This is a genomic window from Catenulispora rubra, from assembly GCF_015356825.1.
Lineage (GTDB): Bacteria > Actinomycetota > Actinomycetes > Streptomycetales > Catenulisporaceae > Catenulispora > Catenulispora rubra.
In genome coordinates, this window is record NZ_JAACYW010000181.1 from 1 (window position 1) to 23,201 (window position 23,201).

Below are 23,201 nucleotides of genomic sequence, written 5' to 3' on the forward strand. Positions count from 1 at the left end.
GACCAGCGCGCGACCGAGCCCGCCGGGCGCGTCGTGCACGAACACCGTCTCGCCCTCGGCGACCCCGGCCGCGACGGCCAGCGCGTGCCACGCCACGACGGCGGTGACCGCGGTTCCGGCGGCGGCCACCGGATCCAGACCGGCCGGCAGCGCGTGCGTCAGCCGGTCCGAGACGACCGCGTGCGAGCCCACCGGCTCGCACGCCAAGGCGACGACGCGATCCCCGACCCGGAACCGGCTGCCCTCCGGGCCGACGGCACTGACCGTGCCGGCGAAGGCGCGCGCCGGGGAGCCGGCCGCGTCCAGGGTCACGGCCTCGGCGGCCACCTCGACCAGTCCGGCACCGGGGACACCGCGCACCAACGGCACCGGGCGCGGCCCGACCCGGCGCGCCGGATCCGGCGGCTGGACGCGGAACGGCTGGCGACGCGGCGCCGGGGCGGGGGCTTCAGCGGCGGCGTCGGGTCCGGACAGGCCGCGGTCCAGGCGTGCGGCGAAGCGGTGCACGCCTCGGAGTGCCACCTGGTCCTCGTCGGGGACGGCGGCCAGTTCACGGATCAGGGCGGCGGCTTGGGCGGCGGCTGGCTCGGTGACCTTGTCGGCGACTCGGCTCCCGGCTTGATCGGTGATCTGGTCGGTGATCTGGTCGGCAGCAGCCCGGCCGGCGACCGGGTTCACGACCGGGTCGGCACTTTGGTTTGCAGTCTGGTTCGCAGTCTGGTTCGCGGTCTGGTCGGCGACGGCCGCCGGCAGGTCGATCAGCCGTACGGCCAACTCCGGGTGCTCGCGTGCCAGAACCCTGCCGTAGCCCCAGTACAGCGCGGCGCCCGGATCCGGGACGTCCTGCGCCGCCACCGCGACCGCGCCCACCGTCACCACGGCCAGCGGCGGGACCGCGCCCGTCGCGCTCAGCGCCTCGCGGGCCGTCTCGGTGAGCCGTGCCAGGCCCGTCTCCTGATCGTCCACGCCGCCGGAGGCGTCCGGGGCCACGAACACGACCGCGTCGGCGTCAGCATCGGCATCGGCGCTCGCCGGCCCCAGTGCGGTGCGCAGCGCAGCGACAAGCGGTTCGGCACCCGCACCGCCGCAGACCAGACGTACCCGCGCCGGCGACACGGCCTCGGCTGCCTCAACCCGCTCCCACACGAGCCGGTGCAGCGCCCGATCCTCCAGCACCCCGCCGGCCCCGGACGCCAGCGGGTTCAGCCGCAGTCCGACCACTGTCATCAGGGCCTTGAGATCGGCGGCGAACACGCCGATGTCGAACAGCCCGTCAGCGCGGCGCGTGGCGCGCGCCCACAGCCGGGACGCGCCCTCCTCCAGCTCGGCGTGCCACAGCAGGCGCTCGATCGACACCGGCACGACCGCGCTCCGGCCGCCGACCAGTGCCAGCGCCGTTTGCAGAACGCCGTCCCACAGCGCGGGATGGGCCAGGCCCGATACCGGTCCGTCGTCGGTTTCGACCCACCCGCAGGCCCAGGCGCCGTCCGCATCCACCCGAAGCGTCCGCACCGTCTGGAACGCCGGACCGTACTCCAGCCCACGCTCCTCCCAAGTGCGATAGAACTCGTTGGCTGCGGCCTCGTCTTCTTCGCTGCTCGGCTCTGGAGGTGCGTCGTCGGGCGCCGACTGGAGCGGCCGGGTGTCGACGCGCACCTGCGCGGCAGTACGCCAGCCGCCGGAGCCACCAGCATCACCGTCGGCAGCCAGCACCTCGCACCCGGCGCCGTTCGCCACGTCCGAACTCCACCGCACCGCGATCCGCGCGGGCTCCTCCCCCAGCCCCACGGCCGAGGGGAACGTCACCGCCCCGAGGCTCCGCGGCAGCCGCCCGAGCCGCCGCCGCGCGGTCCCGGCGACGGCGACCAGCATCGCGGCGGCCGGCAGCACCGGCGTGCCGAGCACCCGGTGGTCCGAGAGCCACGGCAGGTGCTCGGTGGAGACGGTGAGCTCCGCGATCCACGTCCCCGGATCGCCCGGCACCGGCTCGGGCCGGGGGTCGAAGCCGTGCGGCGTGCCGGCGCGGTGGGCGCGCTCGGGAATCCAGTGCACGTCCCCGTGCAGCGGGTAGCCGGTGCCGGGCGCGTCGCTCATGCCCCGCGGCAGCGTGCCGAACGGCTCCAGGCCACCGACATACGCGGCGGCGAGCGCCCTGGCGACGTCCGTCACGGTGCCGGCGTCGCGGCGCAGGGAGGTCATGATCACCGGGGGCTGCGGACGGACCGCGCCGAGCTGTTCGATCGCCGGGGCGAGCACCGGATGCGGGCTGATCTCCAGCACGTGGGTCACCCCCTGGTCCAGGGCCAGGGTCAGGGTGTCGGCGAACAGCACCGGGTCGCGCAGGTTCTCCACCCAGTACGACGCCGACATCTCAGAACCCTGGATCGGCGCCACGCGCCCGGTGGACAACATCGCGATGTCCCCCTCCCCCGGCGCGATCGGGGCCAGCGCGGTGAGCAGGTCCTCACGCAGCTCCTCCATCTGCGGGCTGTGCGAGGCGTAGTCCACGTTCACCAGACGGCAGAACGTGCCCTCGGCCTCCAGGATCTCCTTCAACGCCAGAACGGCGTCCTCCCCGCCGGACAGCACGCAGGACGTCGGGCCGTTGTGCACGGCCAGGGCGACGTCGTCCTCGAAGCCCAGCAGCGCCGCACGCGCGGCGGCGGGATCGAGGTCGACGACGAGCATCCGGCCGCGGCCGGACGTGCGGCGCGCGATGGCACTGCGGCGCGCGACGACCAGCGCGCCGTCCTCGTACGACAGGATCCCGGCGAACGTGGCCGCGGTGATCTCGCCCTGACTGTGGCCGAGCACCACATCGGGCACCACGCCCGCCGCGCGCCACAGTTCGGCCAGGCCCAGGGACATCGCCCACAGGACGGGCTGGAGCATGTCGATCCGGCTCATCCAGGTGTCGTCGGCGGTGCCGTCGAACACGGCCGTCGGATCCCAGTCCACGTGCGGGCGCAAAGCCTCGGCGCAGCGCCGCACGACGGAGGCGAACAGAGGGCTGTCACGGTAGAGGTCGCGCCCCATACCGCTCCACTGCGATCCCTGGCCGGGGAAGACGAACGCGACGCGGCCGGCCGGAAGCACCGCCCGGCCGACGGTCAGGCCCTCGACCGGGGCGGACGCGGCGCCGGAATCGGCGGCTGCGGCGGCATCGGACACGTCCGAGTCCCCAGCGCCGGAACCCGCGAGAGCGGCCAGCATCGCGGGCACCCGCTCAGGCTCGGCCGCGACCAGCGCGGCGCGCTCAGCGAAATGATCCCGACGCCAGGCCAAGGTCCCGGCCAGAGCCGTCACGTCCGGCTCCGAGGCCGGCCACTCCCGCGCCAGCAGCCCGGCCCGCTCCCGGAGCCGCGCACCGTCCCGGGCCGACAACGGGATCAGGTACGGCAGACCGGCATCCGGCATGGCCGGGGACCCGTCCTCCGCCGCCGCGGCCTCCGGAGCGCTGTGCAGCAGCACATGAGCGTTCGTCCCGCCCCACCCGAAGGAGTTCAGGCCGAGGTACACCGTCTGCCCGGCTGGCAAGGCCAGCGGCTCGCGCACGACCGACAGGTTGAGCTCGGCGAAGTCGATCGCCGGATTCAGCGTCTCGGAGTGCAGGCTCGGCGGCAGGAACCCGTGCCGCAGCGCCAGCACCAGCTTGAACAGCCCGGCCAGACCCGCGGTGGCCTCCAGGTGCCCGATGTTCGTCTTGACCGACCCGACGTGCAGCGGTCCGGGCCGCGCCCGCCCGATCACCTCGCCGAGCGCCCGCGACTCGATCGGGTCGCCCCGGTCGGTCCCGGTCCCGTGCGCCTCGACGTACAACGGCGCCCCGGCCGGCAGCCCTGCGCCGTCGTAGATCTGCCGCAGCAGATCCTCCTGCCCCGCATAGCCGGGGGTGACCAGGCTGTCGCCGCCACCGTCGTTGTTGACCGCGGTGGCCGCGACGACCGCGTGGATCCGGTCGCCGTCGGCCAGGGCGCGGTCCAGGGTCTTGAGATACAGCGCGGCCACGCCCTCGCCGCGCACGAAACCGTTGGCCCCGGCACCGAAAGCAGCGCACCGTCCGTCCGGGGACAGCGCGCCGAAATGGGTCAGCCCGACCGTGACGAAGGGGTCCAGCATCAGGTTCGTGCCGCCGACGATCGCGCCGCTGATCTGCCCGGCGCGCAGCGCCTGAACGGCCAGGTGCAGCGCCACCAGCGAGGAGGAGCAGCCGGTCTCGACGGTCATGCTGGGACCGCGCAGCTTCAGGAAGTACGACACCCGCGCCGCGATGACGTCCAGCGCGTTGCCGACCAGGCTGTGCGGCGTCGGCGGGGCGTCGCGCGCGATCCGCAGCATCTCGTAGTCGTGCCAGGAGGCACCGACGTAGACGCCGGTGTGGCTCCCGGCCAAGGCCGTGGAACGCTGCCCGGCGTCCTCCAGAGCCCGCCACGCGTATTCGAGCATCAGCCGCTGCTGCGGATCGATCGCCGCGGCCTCGCGCGGGGAGATCCCGAAGAAGTCGGCGTCGAACTCCTCGACGCCGTCCAGGAAGCCACCGACCGCCTGCACGCTGCGGGCCGGGTCCAGCGGCGCCGAGGTGTCCCACCGCGAGGCGGGGACCGGGCCGATCGCGGAACCGCGCCCGGACAACAGCGTCCACAGTTCTTCCGGACCGGCCGCTCCGGGGAAGCGGCCGGCCATCCCGACGATGGCGATCGGTACTCCGGCGGCCGGACCGCACGAGGCGGGGGTCGGCGTTCGGGTGGGGTCCATGAAGGTTCTCCCGGCGTTGTGCGATGGACATGTTCAGACGTCGTGGCGCACGGCCGCGCCGACCGCGACGTGGACCGGCTGAGTACGGCAGGACCGGCCGCCGGGTGGAGGCTCGAAGCCCGCGAGGTCTGCAAGATCTGCGAGGCCCGCGAGTCCGGATGGAAGGGAGCCGGCGGCGCCACGGGGGACGACGCCGCCGGCGGACTCTGTCCGCGGGCCCGGGGACAGCGAAGCCGGTGCGGACAGAGGATCAGCGACCGTCCGGCGGGGTCACAGGACCGCCGCCAGGCGGTTCAGTCGCGGGACAAGCGGGTCCGGACCAGGCCCTTGCTGGCGTTGATCATGCGCTTGCCGATCTCCGGCGGGGCGTCCCTGCGGCACCAGATCGCGTTCTTGGCCATCTTGCCGGGCGACATGTTGAAGCAGTGCGTCTCCGGCAGCCCGAGCTTGAAGGACGGGGCGATGAAGTCGGCGTCCGCGATGTGCCCGAGGATCCGCTCGGCCGCCGTGCCGGCGGCCACCGTGCCGGCCTCGACCTGCCGGCACAGCTCGCGAGTCAGATCGCCCATCGCGTTGAAGCCCTCGCTGACCGGCAGCGGCGAGCCCGGGCGCATGCTGTCCTCGAGCTCCAGGAACACCTTGTCGTCGCCGGTCTTCTCGAACCGGTAGTAGGCGTCCTCGAGCATGACGTTGCCCAGCATGGTGCCGAGCATCCAGGTCCGGTTCACCGCGTTCCACAGGTCGTAGTCGCCGAACCCGACGAACGAGGAGAACACCAGGTCGTCGTGGAAGTCGAACAGGCCCTGCTGCAACGCCTCGACGTAGGAGAACCGGTCCAGCGACCAGTCGCCGTCCTTGCTGGCCGCGATCAGCCGCCAGGCCAGGACGTTGACCAGCTCCAGGGTGTTGGTCAGGCCGCGGGAGTACAGCGCGTCGATGAAGCCGGCGGCGTGCGAGGTCAGGCAGTAGCGCTCGCCGACGACCTGCTTGGCCGAGTACTGGAGCCGGCCGGTGGAGACCCACGGCCGCACCGCGCGGGCGTCCTTGAACTGCCAGGCGATCTCCGGGAAGCGGGCCAGGAAGTCCTGGAACTCGCGCTCGGGCTCGATGTCGGTCTTCGGGAACACCCGCGGGTCGAGCGTGAGGCCCACGCTGCACAGCGGGTTCATCGACTGCTCGTGGTTGTCGAACGGGATCACCCACAGCCAGCCGCCGTCGAAGACGTGGTGCAGCGTGCCGTGGTGCCAGGGGCTGGGCTGGCCGTGCCGGGCCGCGGCCGGCGCGTCGTCGAACGGCTTCACCCCGACCATGTGCGTGAACACGCAGCGCGAATGGGTGCGGGCCCTGGTCGGGGTCTCGCGCAGGTCCAGCTTCTCGGCCAGCGGCGAACGGAACCCGCTGCCGTCGACGATGTAGGAGGCGCGGTACTCGGCCCCGCGGTCCGTCTTGAGGACCACACCGGAATCCGGGTCGATGTCGACCTCGGCGATCCGCGTGCCCTGCAACGGCTGCGCACCGTACTTCACGGCGAGGTGGAACAGATACGCGTCGATGTCCTGCCGGAACAAGTGCGTCTCGGTCCGCAGGGCCGCCGGCACGACCAGTTGGTTCACCTCGCGCGGATCCTGGGAGCGGCCCTCCCGGTGGTACACGAATCCGAAGTTCTGCTTCTGGCCGCAGTTCCGCGACACCTTGCCGCGCACGCCCTTGAAGCTGGACAGGGGCATCAGTTCCGGAACGCCGTAACGGGAGGCGATCAGCCGGGTCATGCCCGAGGTGTACGGGATCGTCGACTCGCCCACGGCGAAGCGCGGATGGGTGCCGGCGTCGATCAGCAGGACGCTGACCCCGTTGCGGGCGAGCACGGCGCCGAGCATGCCGCCGGCCATACCGCTGCCGAGGATGGCGACGTCATAGCGGACGGAATCAGCGTCCTTGGTTGCGGGCACGTCTGCTTCACCTTTCTCTTCCGGTGTGGACGAGTCGTCTTCGCACCTGGTGCGGGGATCGGCCGTCGGCCGTGGCCGGGCTCGGCGACGAACCGCCCGGCCGACGGCCGATCCCCGTACGGGGAAGCCGACCGGAGCGGCGGCTCAGCCCGCGCTCACCGCGGACGCGGCCTCGGTCAGGTCGTCGAGGTTGATGTGGAACATCGGGTGCTTGCCGCTCAGGCCGGAGATCAGGGTCACGAAGGCCTGGGACGGCGTGTTCTCGTGGTCGGGGTCCACCAGCTCCTGGGCCAGGCTGTGGTAGAACTCCTTGTACTTCGTGCGGTCGTAGAAGCGCTCGACGAAGACCCGGATCTCGTCGAAGAAGTCGTGGTAGGCCTGCGCGTAGCGGCCGAAGGCCTCGGCCTGGATCTGCGGGGCGTCCACCACCCGGTCGATGATCTTGGCCAGGATGCTGGCGGCCAGCGTGGCCAGCGCGACGCCGGTGGAGAACAGCGGGTCGACGAACGCCGCGGCGTCCCCGACGCAGACCCAGCCGTCGCCGAAGAACTGGTGGCTGGTGTAGGACCAGTCGCGCGCGGTGCGGAAGCCCGCGCACTGCCGGGCGTCCTTCATCATCCTCTTGAGCTTGGTGGACTTCTCCATCTCGGCGAAGAACAGCTCCGGCAGCTTGGTGTCGCTGTCCCCGGCGAGCTCGGCGCGGGTGACGTAGCCGATGCTGATGTTCTTCTTGTCCAGCGGGATCGCCCAGAACCAGCCCTCGTTCAGGCCCTCGATGAGGATGTTGGTGTACTCCTCGTCCGGGAGCCGCTCGCAGTTGTCGAAGTAGCTCCACACCGCGACGTTGCGCAGTTCGGGGTGCCAGGTGACCTCCGAGTAGCGACGGCTGATCAGCCGCGCCTGACCGGAGGCGTCCACGACGAGCTTGGCCCGGACGGTGTTCTGGGTGTCGGTGCCGCGGACCTGGAAGCGGACGCCGACGACGCGGCCGTCCTCCTCGATCGGCTCCTTGACGGTGGCGTCCTCGACGATGTGCGCGCCGAGCTCGCGGGCCCGGTCCAGGATCAGCGTGTCCAGGTCGGCCCGGCGGGTGTGGAACGCGTGCGAGTGGCCGCCCTCGATGAACGAGAACACCCACGGGATCTGCTCGTTGCCCCAGACCAGCGTGCCCCCGTACTTGCGCTCGAAGCCGCGGGCGTCCATGCGCTCGGTGAGCCCGAGCTCTTCCATGGGGCGCATGAACGCGGGGATCAGGGACTCCCCGACGTGGTAGCGCGGGAAGCGCTCCCGGTCCAGGACCAGCACGGAGCGGCCGGCCTGGGCGAGCAGCCCGGCGGTGGTGGCGCCGGCGGGACCCCCGCCGATGACGATGACGTCATAGTCGTCGGCTACGCCGTAGAGGTTGGACGGCATGCAGGACCCTCCCGATCGTCGTTGGCCCGGTCCGCCGCATGGTCGAAAGGCGGTGGGCATGGTGCAGCGGTGTCAGTGTGCGGGCCGGGGTCTGGAGGATGGCGCAAGCCGATCTGAACGCTCCAGATCACCGGTCGCCCGCCGCCCCGCGGCCCCGCAGCCCCTTTTGCCGCGACACCGATTCGCCGCACCGGTGGCCGACAGGAGCAGTCACGGAGGCGAAACGCCCACTCAGCGCGTGCTACCCAAGACAGGGCACTGCGACGTCGGGGGTGTCCGCGGGGCGGGCCCGCGGACGCGGGCAGGGCCGTGGAGCCGATCCGCGGGAGGAACTTCACGGGAGTGTCAACCAGGCCACGACCGACGACGCCGGCGGCGCGCCGGACGCGCACCGGGCGGCCCGCCCGGGCGTCGCGCTCGCCGTCATCGCGGCGTGCCAGCTGATGGTGGTGCTCGACGCGGCCATCGTCACCATCGCCAACCCGCACATCCAGACCACGCTCGGGTTCACCACGGCGGACCTGTCCTGGGTCGTCAACGCCTACACCCTGGCCTTCGGCGGCCTGCTGCTGCTCGGCGGTCGGATCGGCGACGTCCTGGGTCACCGGCGCACCTTCGTGGCCGGCATCGCGCTGTTCACCGCGGCCTCCGCGCTGGCCGGGCTGGCGCAGGCGCCGTGGCAGTTGCTCGCCGCCCGGGCGCTGCAGGGCGCCGGCGCCCTGCAGCGCCCTGCACTGCAGGGCGCCGGCGCCGCGGTCGCCTCACCGACCGCGCTGGCGCTGATCACCACCACGTTCCGGGAAGGTCCCCCGCGCACCCGGGCGCTGGGCGTGTACGCCGGTGTCTCCGGCGGCGGCGGGGCGATCGGCCTGCTGGCCGGCGGCCTGCTGACGCAGTGGCTGGGCTGGCGCTGGGTCTTCTTCGTGAACCTGCCGATCGGCGCGGCGATCGTGCTGCTGGCCCCGCTGAGCATCCCGGAGTCCCCGCGCCGACCCGGGCGCTTCGACCTGGTCGGCGCGCTGACCTCGACGACCGGCGTCACCGCGCTGGTCTACGGGTTCATCCGGGCCTGCGACCACGGCTGGCGCGACGCCTGGACCCTCGGCGCCTTCGCCGCCGCCGCGGTGCTGCTCACCGCGTTCCTGGTCACCGAGCGCACGGCGGCCGAACCGATCACCCCGCTGCGGCTGTTCGCCGACCGGAACCGGGCCGGCAGCTACCTGACCATGCTCACCCTGGGCGCCACGCTGCTCGGGATGTTCTTCTTCAACGTGCAGTTCATCCAGAACGTGCTCGGCTTCGGCCCGATCAAGGCCGGCTTCGCCTTCATGCCCACGGCCCTGGCCATCCTGGTCGCGGCCGGCGCCGCGCAACCGCTGCCGCCCCGGATCGGTCCCAAGCCGTTCCTGGTCGGCGGCACGGCGCTGACCGTCGCGGCGATGGCGTGGCTGGCGCAGATCAAGCCCACGAGCCACTACACCGGCGGACTGCTGGGCCCGGCGATCCTGTTCGGGCTGGGGCTGGGCGCCACGTTCATCACCGGTGACGCTCACCGCCGTCTCGGGCATCCCGGCGCACGAGGCCGGCGCGGCCTCGGGGCTGCTGAACGCGATGCAGCAGGTCGGCGGCGCGCTCGGGCTCTCGGTCCTGGTGACGCTGTTCGGGTCCGCGGCCGAGCACGAGGGCGGGAAGCAGTTCGCCGCGTTCATGGCGCAGGCCACCGACGCGCAGAAGGCCGCCGTGGCCGAGAGCGGCACGCTGCCGGCCCGGCCGTGGGGCCAGGCGGTGCTGACGCACGGCGTCTCCACCGCGTTCTGGGGCGGCACCGGGCTCATCCTGCTCGGCTTCATCACCTCGGTGTTCGTGATCACCGTGCGGCGCTCGGAGGCCGAGGTGCCGGGCCCGCGGACGTCGTAGGCCGCGGACGGCCGAGGGGTACGCCACGCGAAGCGGCGGTGAGTCTCGGTGACGCGGGCCCGCGAGTCGGCGGTGCCGTTCGATTCCGGGACCGCGCAAGGACCGCCCGGCGGTCCCGCGCGGTCACCGCGACACGTTCAGCGCGAGCGCCGGAACATCGCCTTCGTCTTCCGGATCCGGGTGTCCACGATGTCCCGCCAGGTGGCGATGCTCGCGGTGATCAGGAAGATGGTGCCGTTGACCATCATCGCCGGCGGCCGGTACTCGGTCCCGGAGATGGCGGCCCGCTTCGGCTCCTTGAACGGCGGCAGCGAGATGTCTCCGCCGGGGTACCGGTGCAGCTTGCGCAACCGCCACACGCCGGGCAGGGCGGCGTTCGGGCGCATCGCGGCCTTCGCCTTCGGCAGCTCGACGCCGTTCTCCAAGCGCCACAGGGCGCGCTTCTCCAGCCCGCGGTGCCAGCGTTCGACGGCCCCGGCCACCACGCTCGGGGGCAGGAAGGACCAAGGCAGCGACTGCGACAGGTACATCCGGCCGCGCAGCCCCTTGCGGATCTTCACATGTTCGGCGACCTCGGCGTCGGTACGCCCGCCGGTCTCGAACAGCCAGCGCGAGACCCGGAACCGGCCGAGGATCGCGGCCACGAAGATCATCAGGTCGATCGTGTGGTCGAGCATGAAGAACCGGTTGTCGGCCACGGCGCCGCTGTACTTGGCCCGCACCATGGACCGCATGATCCGCCAGTCGGCGACCAGCGCCTTGTTGACCTGGCGGATGTAACCGGTGTCCAGCTTCCCGGTGGTCACGTCGGCCTGCATGATGTTCGCCGCGTGCCAGGAGGCGACCATCGACAGCGAGATGCCCTGGCTGTAGAAGGCGTCGATGATCGAGGACGCGTCCCCGACCATCGCGTAGCGCTTCGGCGAGACGAAGGTGTCGGTGCGGTGCTGGACGTCCTTGTAGGCGCTGAACTCCAGCAAGTCCTGCTCGACCAGCCAGTCGAGCATCGGGTAGCGTCGCAGGATCTTCCAGAACACCTCGCGCGCGTTGCCCTCCTCGGGCGGGCGCTGCCTGCGGTAGCTGACCCCGACGCTGATCCGGTCGTCGTTGAGCCGGATCAGCCAGATCCAGTAGCCGTCGCCCCACAGGTGCACGGTGTTCTGGTCGCGCCGCACCGTCGGCCCGTCGGGGAACTTGTAGACCCAGCGCTCGTCGAAGGTGTCGTCACCGCAGTTGGCGAACTGGGCCCAGGCCGCACTGGTCCGGAAGTCGTCCTGGAACGGCAGGTCGTGGCCGAACTTGCGGGCCAGTACCCGGCTGCGCCCCGAGCAGTCCAGCAGCCAGCGGGCCCGCACCTGACCGTCCTGCTCCTGGTTCCGGGTACTCCAGGCCACCGTGTGGTCCGCGCCGTCGGCACCGAGTTCGACGTCGCGCATCAGGCCGTCGACGAAGGTGATGCCGGGCGTGTCCCGGCAGCGCCGCCGCAACGCGGCCTCGATCTCCGGCCGCACGATCTGGCAGTCCCCGAACATCACCCGCGCGAACGCCGGGTCCGTCAGGTTCGTGATCCAGTGGTCGGGCAGCTCGCTCTCGAAGGCCCACTCGCTCACCGTCTCGTCGAACTCGCGCTTGCCCTCCAGCCCGTAGGCCATCCAGAAGCCGTGCTTGGCGAAGGAGTTCTCGAACTCGACGTCCAACTCGCCGAGCACGCGCAGGAACGCGTTGGAGAAGATCAGCAGCGACTCGCCGACCTTGAAACTGGCCATCTGCTTGGGGGTGGGCTGGTCGACCAGCGCGACCGACAGGCCGCGCTTGGTCAGCGCCAGGGCGTTCGTCAGGCCCACGATGCCCGAGCCGACGACGCACACGTCGGCCCGAACCAGGCGCGGCGACTCCTCGGACTGGGCCGGTGCCGGGCTCGGGTCGGCTTTCGATGGGGACACGGTTGCTCCTTCCGGTGGGGCGGGGCATCTGGCACCGCCTGGACAGATACAGCCGCCACAGGCGGGGGTCCGGCGGGCGGCCCGCCGGCGGTGGCGGTGGCGGCCCCGGGACGGGATCGCACCGCCTCAGGCCGCCGCCGGACTGAGCACGTCGGCGCCGGTGAGCGTGGCGATGGCCCGGACCACCTCCGCGGCCGCGGAGCCGGGACCCGTGCCGGGGACGCACGGCTGGGGACGCCCGCCGCGCACCTGTTCGGTCAGCGCCCTGACCCGGTCGGCCAGCGGCCCGGTGCCGCAGGCCACCGACTCGGCGGCCAGCCGCAGCGCCAGCGGCAGCCGGCCGCAGGCCTCGGCCAGCTCGCCCAGCACCGAGTGGTGGTCGGCCGCGGCCTCGTCGTCGATGAGGTAGGACAGCAGCGACACCGCCTCCGGCCCGGCCAGCGGGCCCAGCGCCAGGCGCAGCGCCCCCTCCCGGGCCGCCAGCACCGTCTGGTCCCGGCGGCTGGTCACGATGACGCAGGCCGGGCCGCGCGGGATCAGCGGCCGCACCTGGCTCGGGCCCGCGGCGTCGTCCAACACCAGCAGGACCCGGCGGCCGTGCAGCATGCTGCGGTACAGCGCCGTCCGGCCGGCCAGGTCGGCGGGCAGTCGCGCGTCGGGCACCCCGAGGCTGCGCAGCAGGGTCGCCAGCGCCTGTGCGGCGCCCATCGGCGCCTCGGAGCCGCGCAGGTCCAGGAACAGCTGACCGTCCGGGTGGCGGTCGGCCATGCCGCGCGCCACCTGCAGGGCCAGCGCGGTCTTACCGCTGCCCGGCGCGCCCTCGATGACCAGCGCGGTGTGCATGCCCGGGACCCGGTACCGGTCCACCAGGCCGCGCAGCCGGGCCAGCTCCGCCGCGCGTCCGACGAACCCGCGGGCGCTGGGCGGGAGCTGGGCCGGCCACGGCATCGCCAGCGCGGCCGGTCCGTCCACACCGGCACGGGCACCGTCGTGCGTACCGACGGTGTGCGGATCGCCGGACGCATCGGGCTCCGCAACGGCCTGAGCCAAACCCGCGAGCGCCACGGCGCCTTGCGGAGCCGGAGCCGGGGTCGCCGGCTCGGCGGCCACTGCCGGAAACGGCGATGTGGGCACCGGCACGGTCAAGACAGCGGGTTTCGGCGCCAGGACCGTGGCCGGGTCCGTCACCGCGATCGCGGTACCAGACCGCCGGGGCGCGGGAGCCGGCCCCGCCAGGATCTGCTCGTGCAGCTTGCCCAGCTCCGGGCCCGGTTCGATGCCGAGTTCGTCCCTCAGGACCTTGCGGGTGTCGCGGTAGACCCGCAGGGCGTCTGCCCGCCGTCCGGAACGGAACAGGGCCACCATCAGCAGCCAGCGCAGGCGTTCGCGGAGGGGCTCCCAGTTCACCACGTCGGACAGGACGCCGATGGTCTCCGCGTGCCGGCCCTCGGCCACCATGACCGTGGCCCATTCCTCCAACACCGATATCCGGGTCTCGTGCAGCCTCGCGCGTTCCCAGTGTGCGAACGGGCCCGGGACGTTGGCCAGGGCCTCACCACGCCACATCCCTTGTGCCGCCTCGTAGAACAGGACCGCGTCCGTGAGGTTGCCGGCGCTCCGCAACGCCCGGGCCTGCTGCACGCGCGCGCTGAACTGCTGGACGTCGACGGTGTCCGACCCGACGTCGAACACGTACCCGCCACCGGTGGACGCCAGCAGCCGGCCGCCGCGCAGCCGCTCTTCGGGCCGCAGTATCCGGCGCAGGCTGGCCACGTAGGTGTGCACACAGTTGGCGGCCGAAGTGGGGATCTCGTCACCCCAGACGCCGTCGATGATCTGCTTGACCCCGACGATCTCGCCGGCGCGCATCGCCAGCATTGCCAACACCGCCCGCTGCTTGGGCGCGCCGAGGGTGATCTCGCGGTCGCCCAGCCAGATACGCAGCGGACCCAGGAGTTCCAGACGCATGCCAGTTCCTTCCCTGCGACGATCCTCGAAGCCTGATCGGCACGGATGGGCCGCATCTCGACGCGGGACGTGCCCGCGGCCGGCTCGCCGACGGAATCCCCCACCGGCTCCGAACCGGCTCGGGTCGGCTCTCGGGCCGCTCGACGCACCTCGCAGACCCGGCTCCGGACCGGTTCGGCGGCTGTGTGGCCCCGGAGCCGACACGTTGAAGACTGCCTCGCCCGGCCTGCGATGTCTTCGCGCAGATTGCGAGCGAGGATCCGACGGGCGAACCGGTGGCCAACCGCGCAATCTCGGCGAAGCCCGCGGCTTCCACGGGAGGAGAAGTTTTGAGTTACTGGAGCTACCCAATGTGTCGGCTCCCGAAGGATCTGGGGCCATGCCGACTCAAGCGGTCATACGGGGCGAAAGGCATGAGAATGCGCAAAGAGATAGAACAAGTGGTCACCGGGATCCGAGAGCAATACCCTGAGAGCCTGGTGCTGGCCGATCTCGCGGAGATGGCCCACCTGAGCCCTTACCACCTGGCCCGGCAGTTCCGCAAGGAGACCGGCGTGTCACCGGGGGCGTACCTGACCATGGTCCGGCTGGAGGCGGCCCGGACCCGGCTGCTGCGGAGCACCACGAGCGTCGCGGACATCTGCATGGCGATCGGCTACGACAGCCTGGGGGCCTTCACGTCGCGCTTCACCAGGACCTTCGGGATGCCGCCGGGACGCTTCCGCCGCCTGGCCGAGCTGGGGGCCGGCACCGTGGAGCTGCTGGCCGCGGACCGCCGGCCCTCGTTCACGTACGGGGCCATCCGTGTGCAGCTGACGTGCGCCGACGCGGCCTGCGACGAGCCGGTGTGCATCGCCGCCTTTCCGCTGGGCAGCAACGAGCGGGCCCACTGTGTCGTCCTGACCGGGGACAGCGTTCTGCTCGACGTTCCGCAGGGGCGCTGGTCGGTGCGGGCGGTCACGCACAACAGCCACGGCCTGCTCACCGCGATCGTCGAGCCGGTGACCGTGGACGTCGGGGAGACGGCGTCCGTGAGCCTGGCGCTTCGCCCGAAGCCGGGCCTGCCCCGGTCGGCCTATCTCATCCCCGACGGCCACGACGTCATACCGAGAGTGCCGGAGGTGATCGGCAGACCGCGCGACAGCCACCTCGGAAACCGGGGCGGCCGCCGAGGGCGGAACGCGGGCCCGGTCCGCCATCGGACCCGGCGGTGACAGCCGGTCGACGCCGTGCGGGAGCTCGACCCACCACCGCTGTCATCGCCCTGATATGTCGACACCGCCGATCGCAGCAATGCCGGAGGCGCGACGGACCAGGGCCGGAAACGACACTCAAGGGCACACAGACATCCCTGAGACGTCCTTGGAGGGCCTATGAACACCATGCGTGGACGGGCCGTGGTCATCGGCGGGTCGATCGCGGGACTGGCGGCGGCGCGGGTCCTGGCCGACCGCTACGCCCAGGTGACGGTCCTGGACCGGGACACGCTGCCGGAACAGCCCGAGGCCAGGCGCGGGACACCGCACTCCGGCCACGCCCACGCGCTGCTGATCCGTGGTCGCAGAACCCTGCAACAGCTGTTCCCGGGGCTGGACGCCGAACTGCTCCGGAACGGCGCGGTCTCCTTCGACCCCGGCCGGGACCTGGTCTTCTTCCAGATGGGCGCGCCGCGGATCCGCTTCGACAGCGGCATGACCGGCATCAGCTGCACCCGGGCGTTCCTGGAGCAGCGGATCCGGCAACGGGTGCGCGGGCTGGACGGCGTCGTCGTCGAGGATCGGACCGCCGTCGTCGGGCTGACCGGCGCGCCGGGCCGGGTGACCGGCGTGCTGCTGGAGGACGGCCGGGAACTGCCGGCCGACCTGGTGGTGGACGCCACCGGGCGCAGCGGGGGCCGGACCGACCGGTGGCTCACCGAGCTCGGCTGCCAGACCCCGGGCTCGGAACAGGTCAAGGTAGGGGTCGGATACACCACGCGCTACTTCAGCCGCCCGCCCGGCGACACCTTGGCGGGCGGCGCCCTGTTGCACCTGCTGGCCGCGCTGCCGCCGCACGACAAGCGGGCCGCCGCCGCGTTCGCGGTCGAGGGCGACCGGTGGATCGTCACCCTCGGCGGCTGGCACGGAACGCACGCGCCGGTGGACCCGGCCGGCTTCGAGAAGTTCGCGGCCGAACTGCCGGACGGCCGCATCGCCGAGCTGCTGTCCCGGGCCGAGCCGCTGGATTCCGGAGACGCGGAGAAGTTCACCTATCCCGCCGCCCGGCGCAGGCGCTTTGAGAAGCTGCGGCGGCCGCCGGCCGGGTACGTCGCGATCGGCGACGCCGTGTGCAGCTTCAACCCGCTGTACGGTCAGGGGATGACGACGGCCGCGCTGGAGGCGGTGGCCCTGGGCGAGTGCCTGGACCGGGCCGGCGGCGCCACCGGCGCCATGGCCCGGGCGTACTACCGCAAAGCCGGCAGGATCATCGACACCCCGTGGCAGCTGGCGACCGGTGGAGACTTCTTCTACCCGGAGACCACCGGGCCGAAGGCCTTCGGCACCGGCCTGGTGAACCGCTACGTCAAGCAGGTGTTGCGCGCCACGCACACCTCGGTCGGGGCGCACCGGGTGATGGTCGACGTGCAGCACATGCTCGCCCCGCCCGCCGTCATCATGCGGCCGGACCGCGTCGTGCGCTGGCTCCTGGCGGCCCGGAAATCCCCGGCGGGCCGATAGCCGTCTATCGCTGCGATGACACCACCCACCTGTGTCGGCCCCGCGCTCGGGGCCGACACAGGTGGGTACCGTTTGTTCCGCTATTTGTTCGCTATTCACCGCCGCTGTCTCGGCGCCAGGGTTCGCGCGGATGCGCGGCAGAGAACAGACCATTCACCCCGTCAGCTGTGATTAACGCCGGCACCGGGCGGAGTAAGCTCAAATAAATACAGTACCGCCACCGGCAAAAGCGCTGCCGGGCCGGGATTGAAACTGCCGGAATTCGCATGGAACAGGCCGAGGCGTATCGGCGAAACGCAATCAGACGGAAACATCGAGCAAAGCGGCCGGTCCGCAGTTCCACGACGGAGCCGCGGACCGCCGACGCGCTTTCAGGCCACCGCGTCGGCGAAAGCGGCCACCAGCGTCCCGGACTCCCCCGCGGGCCGGGCCACGCAACCGATCGGCGTCCTGGGCCGGACCGTGCGGCGGGTGAGGACCTTGCGGCGCGCCTGCGAAAGGGAGAGCAGCACCGGCGGCCGGCCCCAGCCGTGCGGGACGAGCTCCAACTCCACCCGCGTCACCACCTCCGACGGCGCGGTGAACGGACCGGCGCTGGCCACGAGCAGGCCGCCGTTCTCGTCGCTCCACGGACCCGACTCCGCCGCGCCCTCGACACCCCAGGCCACGGCGTGGACGTAGTACGGCCGCCCGGCCGGCGCGCGGAGCCGGAACGCGCCGGTGCCCTCCAGCAGCCGGGACGCGATCGCCGTACATTCCAGGATCGGGGTGTCGAAGATCCCGACGAAGACCTCGTCGACGTCCCGGGGCGCCCGGACCGAGCCCCAGACCAGGCCACCGAGCGTTCCGCTGTCGACCGCGGCGTCGTCGGACCGCCGCTCGCGGGCCGTCGCGACGTCCCGGCCGTACACCACGCTGTTGCGGTACTGGATCGGCGAGTAGCCCACAGAGTCGGTGAACCGGCGGGTGAAACTGCCCGTGCTGCTGTATCCGACCTTGGATGATATGTCCGAAACATTCATACGGGTCGACCGCAGCAGTCGTTTCGCCTCATGGAGACGCAGAGCGCTGAGATAGCGACAGGGAGTGACCCCCATGGCCTCCCGGAAGATCCGGATGAAATGGAACTTGCTCATGATGGCCGCCGAAGCCAGGTCATCAAGGGTCAGGTTGTCCGAGTAGCGCTCGTGCATCAAGCTCAAAGCATTACGGATCATCGGTTCCATACCGGGCCTCCGAGAGCAACGAAAGCAAGCCGGCTTTTCCGCCGACGACCGCTTACCGCGGCTGCAACAATGTTCGATGACTTCAAACCCGGCAGTCTTCTTCATTCTTGCTATCCCCCCGCCGGCGGTATCAGCTACTGATCCACATCCTGACTGGCCAACCTTTTGTCCCGGCGGTCCGTTATGAACACCAAAAGCAGCAAAGGCCGATATTGCGGAACCGAGGGATAGCCCCGCCCGCGCGGCGGACAGACGCGCCGGACACATCCCGCGTGCGGCCGACGGGCGGCGGTACCCATGGTGGTGCGGACCACGCCGAAAGCGTCGCAGCCAGCCATATCCACCCACTTCCATCAGCCCTCTGACGGCCCTGATCGCCGGGGCCCCGGCATCGCGGGTGCGAGCAATCTCGGCGACGACAGCCTCAGGCCGCCCGGGGCAGTCTGCTGAGTGTCAACCGGCAGTCGATCACCGGATCCTGCAGGTTTCACCATCGCTGTGTCCGTGCAGCCGCCGCGGCCGTAGGGCCGCCCCGCCGTGGCGAGCCCTCGCGGGTCCGATGTTCGGAAGGGGACGAAGGCTGTGGGCCATCGAACTGACGCATCGCCCGGCTCCGGCGGGGCGGGCGCCGACGACGTCGCCGTCATCGGACTGGCGTGCCGACTGCCCGGGGCGTCGGATCCGGACGACTTCTGGCGCCTGCTGCGCGCCGGCACCAGCATGGTCGGCCCGGCCCCCGCGGACCGCGGATTCACCGTCGGCCGGGGGGCGGCGCAGGGCGCGTTCCTGGACGAGGTCGACCGGTTCGACGCCGCCTTCTTCGGCATCTCCCCGCGCGAGGCGGCCGCGATGGACCCCCAGCAGCGCCTGGTGCTGGAGCTGAGCTGGGAGGTTCTGGAGGACGCCGGAATCGTCCCGGAGACCCTGCGGGACAGCCGGACCGGCGTGTTCGTCGGCGCCGTGTGGGAAGACTACGCGCGGATGCAGTCCCGCCGCGGGATCCCGGCCATCGACCGCTACACCCTCACCGGCTCACACCGGAGCATCATCGCCAACCGCGTCTCCTATTTCCACGGACTGCGCGGCCCGAGCCTGACCGTGGACTCCGGGCAGTCGTCCTCACTGCTCGCGGTGCATCTGGCCGTGGAGAGCCTGCGCGGCGGATCGACGCTCGCGATCGCCGGCGGCGTGAACCTGAACCTGCTGCCCGACAGCGCCGTGGGCGCCGAGCGCTTCGGCGGGCTGTCCCCGGACGGACGCTGCTTCACCTTCGACGCGCGGGCCAACGGCTACGCCCGCGGCGAAGGCGCAGGGCTGGTGCTGTTGAAGCCGTTGGCGCAGGCCGTGCGCGACGGCGATTCGATCTACTGCGTCATCAAGGGCACCGCCGTCAACAACGACGGCGCGACCGACGGCCTGACCGTCCCGAGCGCGGCCGCACAGGCCGAGGTCATCGCGCAGGCCTGCGCCGAGGCCGGCGTGGACCCGGCCGACGTCCAGTACGTCGAGCTGCACGGCACCGGCACCCCGGTCGGCGACCCGATCGAGGCTGCCGCGCTCGGCACCGCGCTCGGCACGGCCCACCCGGCCGGGCGGCCGCTGGCGGTCGGCTCGGCCAAGACCAACGTCGGGCACCTGGAAGCCGCCGCCGGCATCGTCGGCCTGCTCAAAGCCGCGTTGTCGATCAAGTACCGGCAGCTCCCGGCGAGCCTGAACTTCGTCGAGCCGAACCCGCGGATCCCGCTGGACCGGCTCCGGCTCCGGGTCCAGACCGAGCTCGGCGCCTGGCCGGCGCCGGACCGGCCGCTGATCGCCGGCGTCAGCTCGTTCGGTATGGGCGGGACCAACACGCACGTGATCCTCGCGCAGCCGGCGGCCTCCACACGGTCCGCCGACACCCCGGACCCCGGGCCGGCCGGCGTTAGCTGGGTACTCAGTGCCAAGGGCGACGTGCCGCTGCGGACGCAGGCCGACCGGCTGCACCGGTGGCTCGACGACCGGCCCGACACCGATCTGGGCGCGGTCGCCAGGACCCTGGCCGAGACCAGGACGGAGTTCGGGCATCGCGCCGTCGTCGGCGGCGCCGACCGCGAGGGTCTGCTGGCCGGGCTCGCCGCGCTCGGCGCCGACCGGCCGGGCACGAACGTCGTGCGGGGCCGGGCCGACGGGCACCGCACGACGGCGTTCCTGTTCAGCGGGCAGGGCAGCCAGCGACCGGGTATGGGGCGCGAGCTGTACGCGGCGTTCCCACGGTTCGCCGAGGCGCTGGACGAGATGGCAGAGCACTTCGACGCCCGGCTCGACCGTCCGCTGCGCGAGCTGATGTTCGCCGACCAGGAAGGCCCGGACGCGGGACCGCTCGACCGGACCGAGTACGCGCAGCCGGCCCTGTTCGCGTTCGAAGTGGCCTGCCATCGGCTGCTCGAATCGTGGGGCGTGGTCCCGGCCTACGTGATGGGCCACTCCATCGGCGAGATCGTGGCCGCCCACGTCGCCGGCGCCGTCAGCCTGCCGGACGCCTGCGATCTGGTCGCGGCCCGGGCGGCGGCCATGCAGGCGGTGACCGTGCGGGGCGCGATGGCCGCTCTGCAGGGCACCGAGGCGCAGGTCGCGGCGCTGCTCGCGGACGGCTACGGGACCCGCGCCGACATCGCGGCGGTGAACGGGCCGCTGTCGGTGGTGGTGTCAGGGGACGATGACGCGGTCGCGGAGATCGTCGAACGCTGGCGGGCCGCCGGCGAGAAGGCCCAACCGCTCCGGGTGAGCCACGCCTTCCACAGCCGGCACATGGACCGGGCGCTGGACGACTTCCGCTCGGCCATCGGCCACATCGTCTTCCGCACGCCGGCGCTTCCGCTGGTCAGCAACCTCACCGGGGACCTGGCCGAGCCCGGCCGGCTGGACGGCGAGTACTGGACGGCCCACATCCGGCGCCCGGTCCGCTTCATGGACGGTCTTCGAACCCTGAGGGCGGCCGGCGTCGACACGTTTCTGGAGGTGGGACCGACCGCCGTCCTGACCAGGTCGGCACGCGAGGTACTCGGTGCGCAGGCCGAGAGTTCACCGGCGCCTGCGGTCGTGATACCGACCTGCCGCGCCAACCGCGGCGAGGCGGAGGCGCTGGTCTCGGCGGTCGGGTCGGCGTATGTGAGCGGTGTGCCGGTGCGGTGGGCGGCCGAGCTCACCGGCGGAATCGCGGGAGCACGGGAACGGGTGCCCGGCTACGCATTCGATCGGCGTCGGCACTGGTTCGACGACGATGCTGGCGAAACGTCGGGGGCGGCGGTGTCGGCGGTGTCGGAGGCAGCGACGACGGCGGAGCTCGGCGCAGCGGCGGCCGACGAGAGTCCTCGGCCCGAACCGGCGCCGACGCCGCACTCCTCGCCCGCAGCCCGTCTCGCCGGCCTGTCGGCGAAGGACCGGGAGCCGGAAGCGCTGAACCTCGTCCTGTCGCTGGCGGCCGACATCCTCGGTCACGCCTCGGGCCACGCCCTGGATCCGGGGTCGGCCTTCAAGGATCTGGGATTCGACTCGCTGGCCGCCGTGGAGTTCCAGGAGCGGCTGGCCGAGGATGTACAGGCGCCGGCATCGCAGCTCACGATCTTCGACCACCCGACGCCGATCGCGCTCGCCGCGCAAGTGTGCCGACTCCTCACACACCCCTCGGCGACACCGGCCGCCCCGGCAACGGCCGCCACCGAGCGGCGCCGCGTGTCAGCCGACGAGCCGCTGGCGATCGTCGGGATGGCGTGCCGGCTGCCCGGCGGCGTGACCAACCCGGAGCAGCTGTGGACGTTGCTGGACGGCTCCGGCGACGCGATCGGCGACTTCCCCGAGGACCGGGGCTGGGACCTCGATGCGCTGTACGACCCGGATCCTGACCACAGCGGAACCAGTTACACCCGGCAAGGCGGCTTTCTTTACGACGCCGGTGAGTTCGACTCGGCGTTCTTCGGTATGTCGCCGCGCGAAGCGACCGCCACCGACCCGCAGCAGCGGCTGCTGCTGGAGCTCGCTTGGGAGACCTTGGAAGACGCCAACATCGACCCCACCACACTGCGCGGGACGCAGACCGGCGTCTACACCGGCGTCATCGGCCAGGAATACGCCACCTCGACCGATGACCAGAAGTTCCCGCTGGTCGAAGGGTTCTGGCTTACCGGTAACACGCCGAGCGTCGTCTCCGGCCGCGTCGCGTACACACTGGGGCTGTCCGGCCCGGCGATGACGATCGACACCGCGTGCTCGTCGTCCCTGGTCGCCATGCACCTCGCAGGACAGGCACTGCGAAACGGCGACTGCGACCTGGCCCTCGCCGGCGGCGTCACGGTCATGGCCACCCCGGCCATGTTCGTCGACTTCGCACGCCAGCGAGGACTGTCCGCAGACGGCCGGTGCAAGGCGTTCGCCGAGGCGGCCGACGGCACCGGCTGGGCTGAGGGCGCGGCGCTACTCCTCCTCGAACGCCTTTCCGACGCCGTCACGAACGGCCACCACATCCACGCGGTGATCCGCGGCTCGGCCGTCAACCAGGACGGCGCCAGCAACGGCCTCACCGCACCGAACGGCCCCGCGCAGCAACGCGTCATCACCGCAGCGCTGGCCAACGCCGGCTTGACCGCGGCGGACATCGATGTGATCGAGGCGCATGGCACCGGTACGACGCTGGGTGACCCGATCGAGGCCGGTGCACTGAACGCCGCCTACGGCGAGCGGCCGCACGGCAGGCCCCTGTATCTGGGGTCGCTGAAGTCCAACATCGGACACACCCAGGCAGCAGCCGGCGCGGCCGGGATCATCAAGATGGTGCAGGCCATGCGGCACGGCACCATCCCGCAGACCCTGCACGTCGACGCACCCAGCCACCACATCGACTGGGAAGCCGGACCACTGGAACTGGCGACGACACCGGTGCAGTGGCCGGAAACCGGACAACCACGCCGGGCCGGGATCTCAGCCTTCGGAGTATCCGGCACCAACGCACACCTGATCCTGGAACAACCCCCCGCCACCACACCGGCTGACAAAGAGAAGCCCGCTCAGACACCTGATACAGCCCAGACCGACGTCGGGGCCGCAGCCCAAGCCGAGGCCGAAGTCAAAGCGGCAACCGAGACCGCCGCCGGAATCGGTACCGAGACCGCCACCAGGATCGGTGTCGAGGCTGGTGCCGGAACTGGGGTTGGGGCTGGGGCTGATGCTGATGCTGCCGATCAGGTCGAGGTCGAGCCGATCCCGGTCATGCTGCCGATCAGCGCCCGCAGCACAGGCGCCCTGCGCGACACCGCCACCCGCCTCCTCACAGTCCTAGAC

At 71.9% G+C, this 23,201-nt stretch carries 10 protein-coding genes and 1 pseudogene; 4 read left to right on the top strand and 7 right to left on the bottom strand.

Translation table 11 applies throughout. The features are described 5' to 3' along the window. From GWK61_RS35705 to GWK61_RS35720, 4 genes are all read right to left on the bottom strand, one after another. Window positions 1–4,755 (bottom strand): type I polyketide synthase (locus GWK61_RS35705; protein ID WP_194916121.1); only part of this gene is annotated, 4,755 nt, incomplete at its 3' end. 293 nt (window positions 4,756–5,048) lie between these two features. After that, window positions 5,049–6,704: an NAD(P)/FAD-dependent oxidoreductase gene (locus tag GWK61_RS35710; RefSeq protein WP_323747909.1), complete on the bottom strand. Its 1,656-nt coding sequence runs from the start codon at window positions 6,702–6,704 to the stop codon at window positions 5,049–5,051. A gap of 144 nt (window positions 6,705–6,848) precedes the next feature. Beyond that, on the bottom strand, window positions 6,849–8,117 hold the full coding sequence (locus GWK61_RS35715; protein ID WP_194916122.1) for an NAD(P)/FAD-dependent oxidoreductase: 1,269 nt from the start codon (window positions 8,115–8,117) through the stop codon (window positions 6,849–6,851). Between the two features lie 334 nt (window positions 8,118–8,451). Beyond that, a complete protein-coding gene (locus tag GWK61_RS35720) occupies window positions 8,452–8,655 on the bottom strand; it encodes a hypothetical protein (protein WP_194916129.1) in 204 nt (67 codons plus the stop codon). Between GWK61_RS35720 and GWK61_RS61005 the strand changes: the two are divergent. After that, a pseudogene (locus GWK61_RS61005) lies at window positions 8,561–10,034 on the top strand (MFS transporter). The gene GWK61_RS35720 and the pseudogene GWK61_RS61005 overlap by 95 nt on opposite strands. A 137-nt stretch (window positions 10,035–10,171) precedes the next feature. On the opposite strand, the gene GWK61_RS35730 reads toward GWK61_RS61005, so the two are convergent. Together GWK61_RS35730 and GWK61_RS35735 are read right to left on the bottom strand one after the other, a co-directional pair. Continuing rightward, a complete protein-coding gene (locus GWK61_RS35730) occupies window positions 10,172–11,977 on the bottom strand; it encodes an NAD(P)/FAD-dependent oxidoreductase (protein ID WP_194916123.1) in 1,806 nt (601 codons plus the stop codon). A gap of 126 nt (window positions 11,978–12,103) precedes the next feature. Beyond that, window positions 12,104–13,945, bottom strand: a complete 1,842-nt coding sequence (locus GWK61_RS35735; protein ID WP_194916124.1) for an AfsR/SARP family transcriptional regulator — start codon at window positions 13,943–13,945, stop codon at window positions 12,104–12,106. 419 nt (window positions 13,946–14,364) lie between these two features. Between GWK61_RS35735 and GWK61_RS35740 the strand changes: the two genes are divergently transcribed. Both GWK61_RS35740 and GWK61_RS35745 read left to right on the top strand, forming a co-directional pair. Next, complete coding sequence (locus tag GWK61_RS35740) at window positions 14,365–15,159, top strand: helix-turn-helix transcriptional regulator (protein WP_194916125.1); 795 nt, start codon at window positions 14,365–14,367, stop codon at window positions 15,157–15,159. Between the two features lie 159 nt (window positions 15,160–15,318). Further along, window positions 15,319–16,662 (top strand): FAD-dependent oxidoreductase, encoded by a 1,344-nt coding sequence (locus GWK61_RS35745; RefSeq protein ID WP_228563495.1) that lies wholly within the window; start codon window positions 15,319–15,321, stop codon window positions 16,660–16,662. Window positions 16,663–17,033: 371 nt separating this feature from the next. On the opposite strand, the gene GWK61_RS35750 is transcribed toward GWK61_RS35745, so the two are convergent. Next, window positions 17,034–17,888: a helix-turn-helix transcriptional regulator gene (locus GWK61_RS35750; RefSeq protein ID WP_194916126.1), complete on the bottom strand. Its 855-nt coding sequence runs from the start codon at window positions 17,886–17,888 to the stop codon at window positions 17,034–17,036. Between the two features lie 582 nt (window positions 17,889–18,470). On the opposite strand from GWK61_RS35750, the gene GWK61_RS35755 reads away from it, so the two are divergent. Then, window positions 18,471–23,201 (top strand): polyketide synthase (locus tag GWK61_RS35755; protein ID WP_323747910.1); only part of this gene is annotated, 4,731 nt, incomplete at its 3' end.

Excerpts from the sequence above, each read along its gene's own strand:
- GWK61_RS35735 (WP_194916124.1), bottom strand. The coding sequence starts at position 13,945 with ATGCGTCTGGAACTCCTGGGTCCGCTGCGTATCTGGCTGGGCGACCGC.
- GWK61_RS35745 (WP_228563495.1), top strand. The coding sequence starts at position 15,319 with ATGAACACCATGCGTGGACGGGCCGTGGTCATCGGCGGGTCGATCGCG.
- GWK61_RS35740 (WP_194916125.1), top strand. The coding sequence starts at position 14,365 with ATGCGCAAAGAGATAGAACAAGTGGTCACCGGGATCCGAGAGCAATAC.
- GWK61_RS35750 (WP_194916126.1), bottom strand. The coding sequence starts at position 17,888 with ATGGAACCGATGATCCGTAATGCTTTGAGCTTGATGCACGAGCGCTAC.
- GWK61_RS35715 (WP_194916122.1), bottom strand. The coding sequence starts at position 8,117 with ATGCCGTCCAACCTCTACGGCGTAGCCGACGACTATGACGTCATCGTC.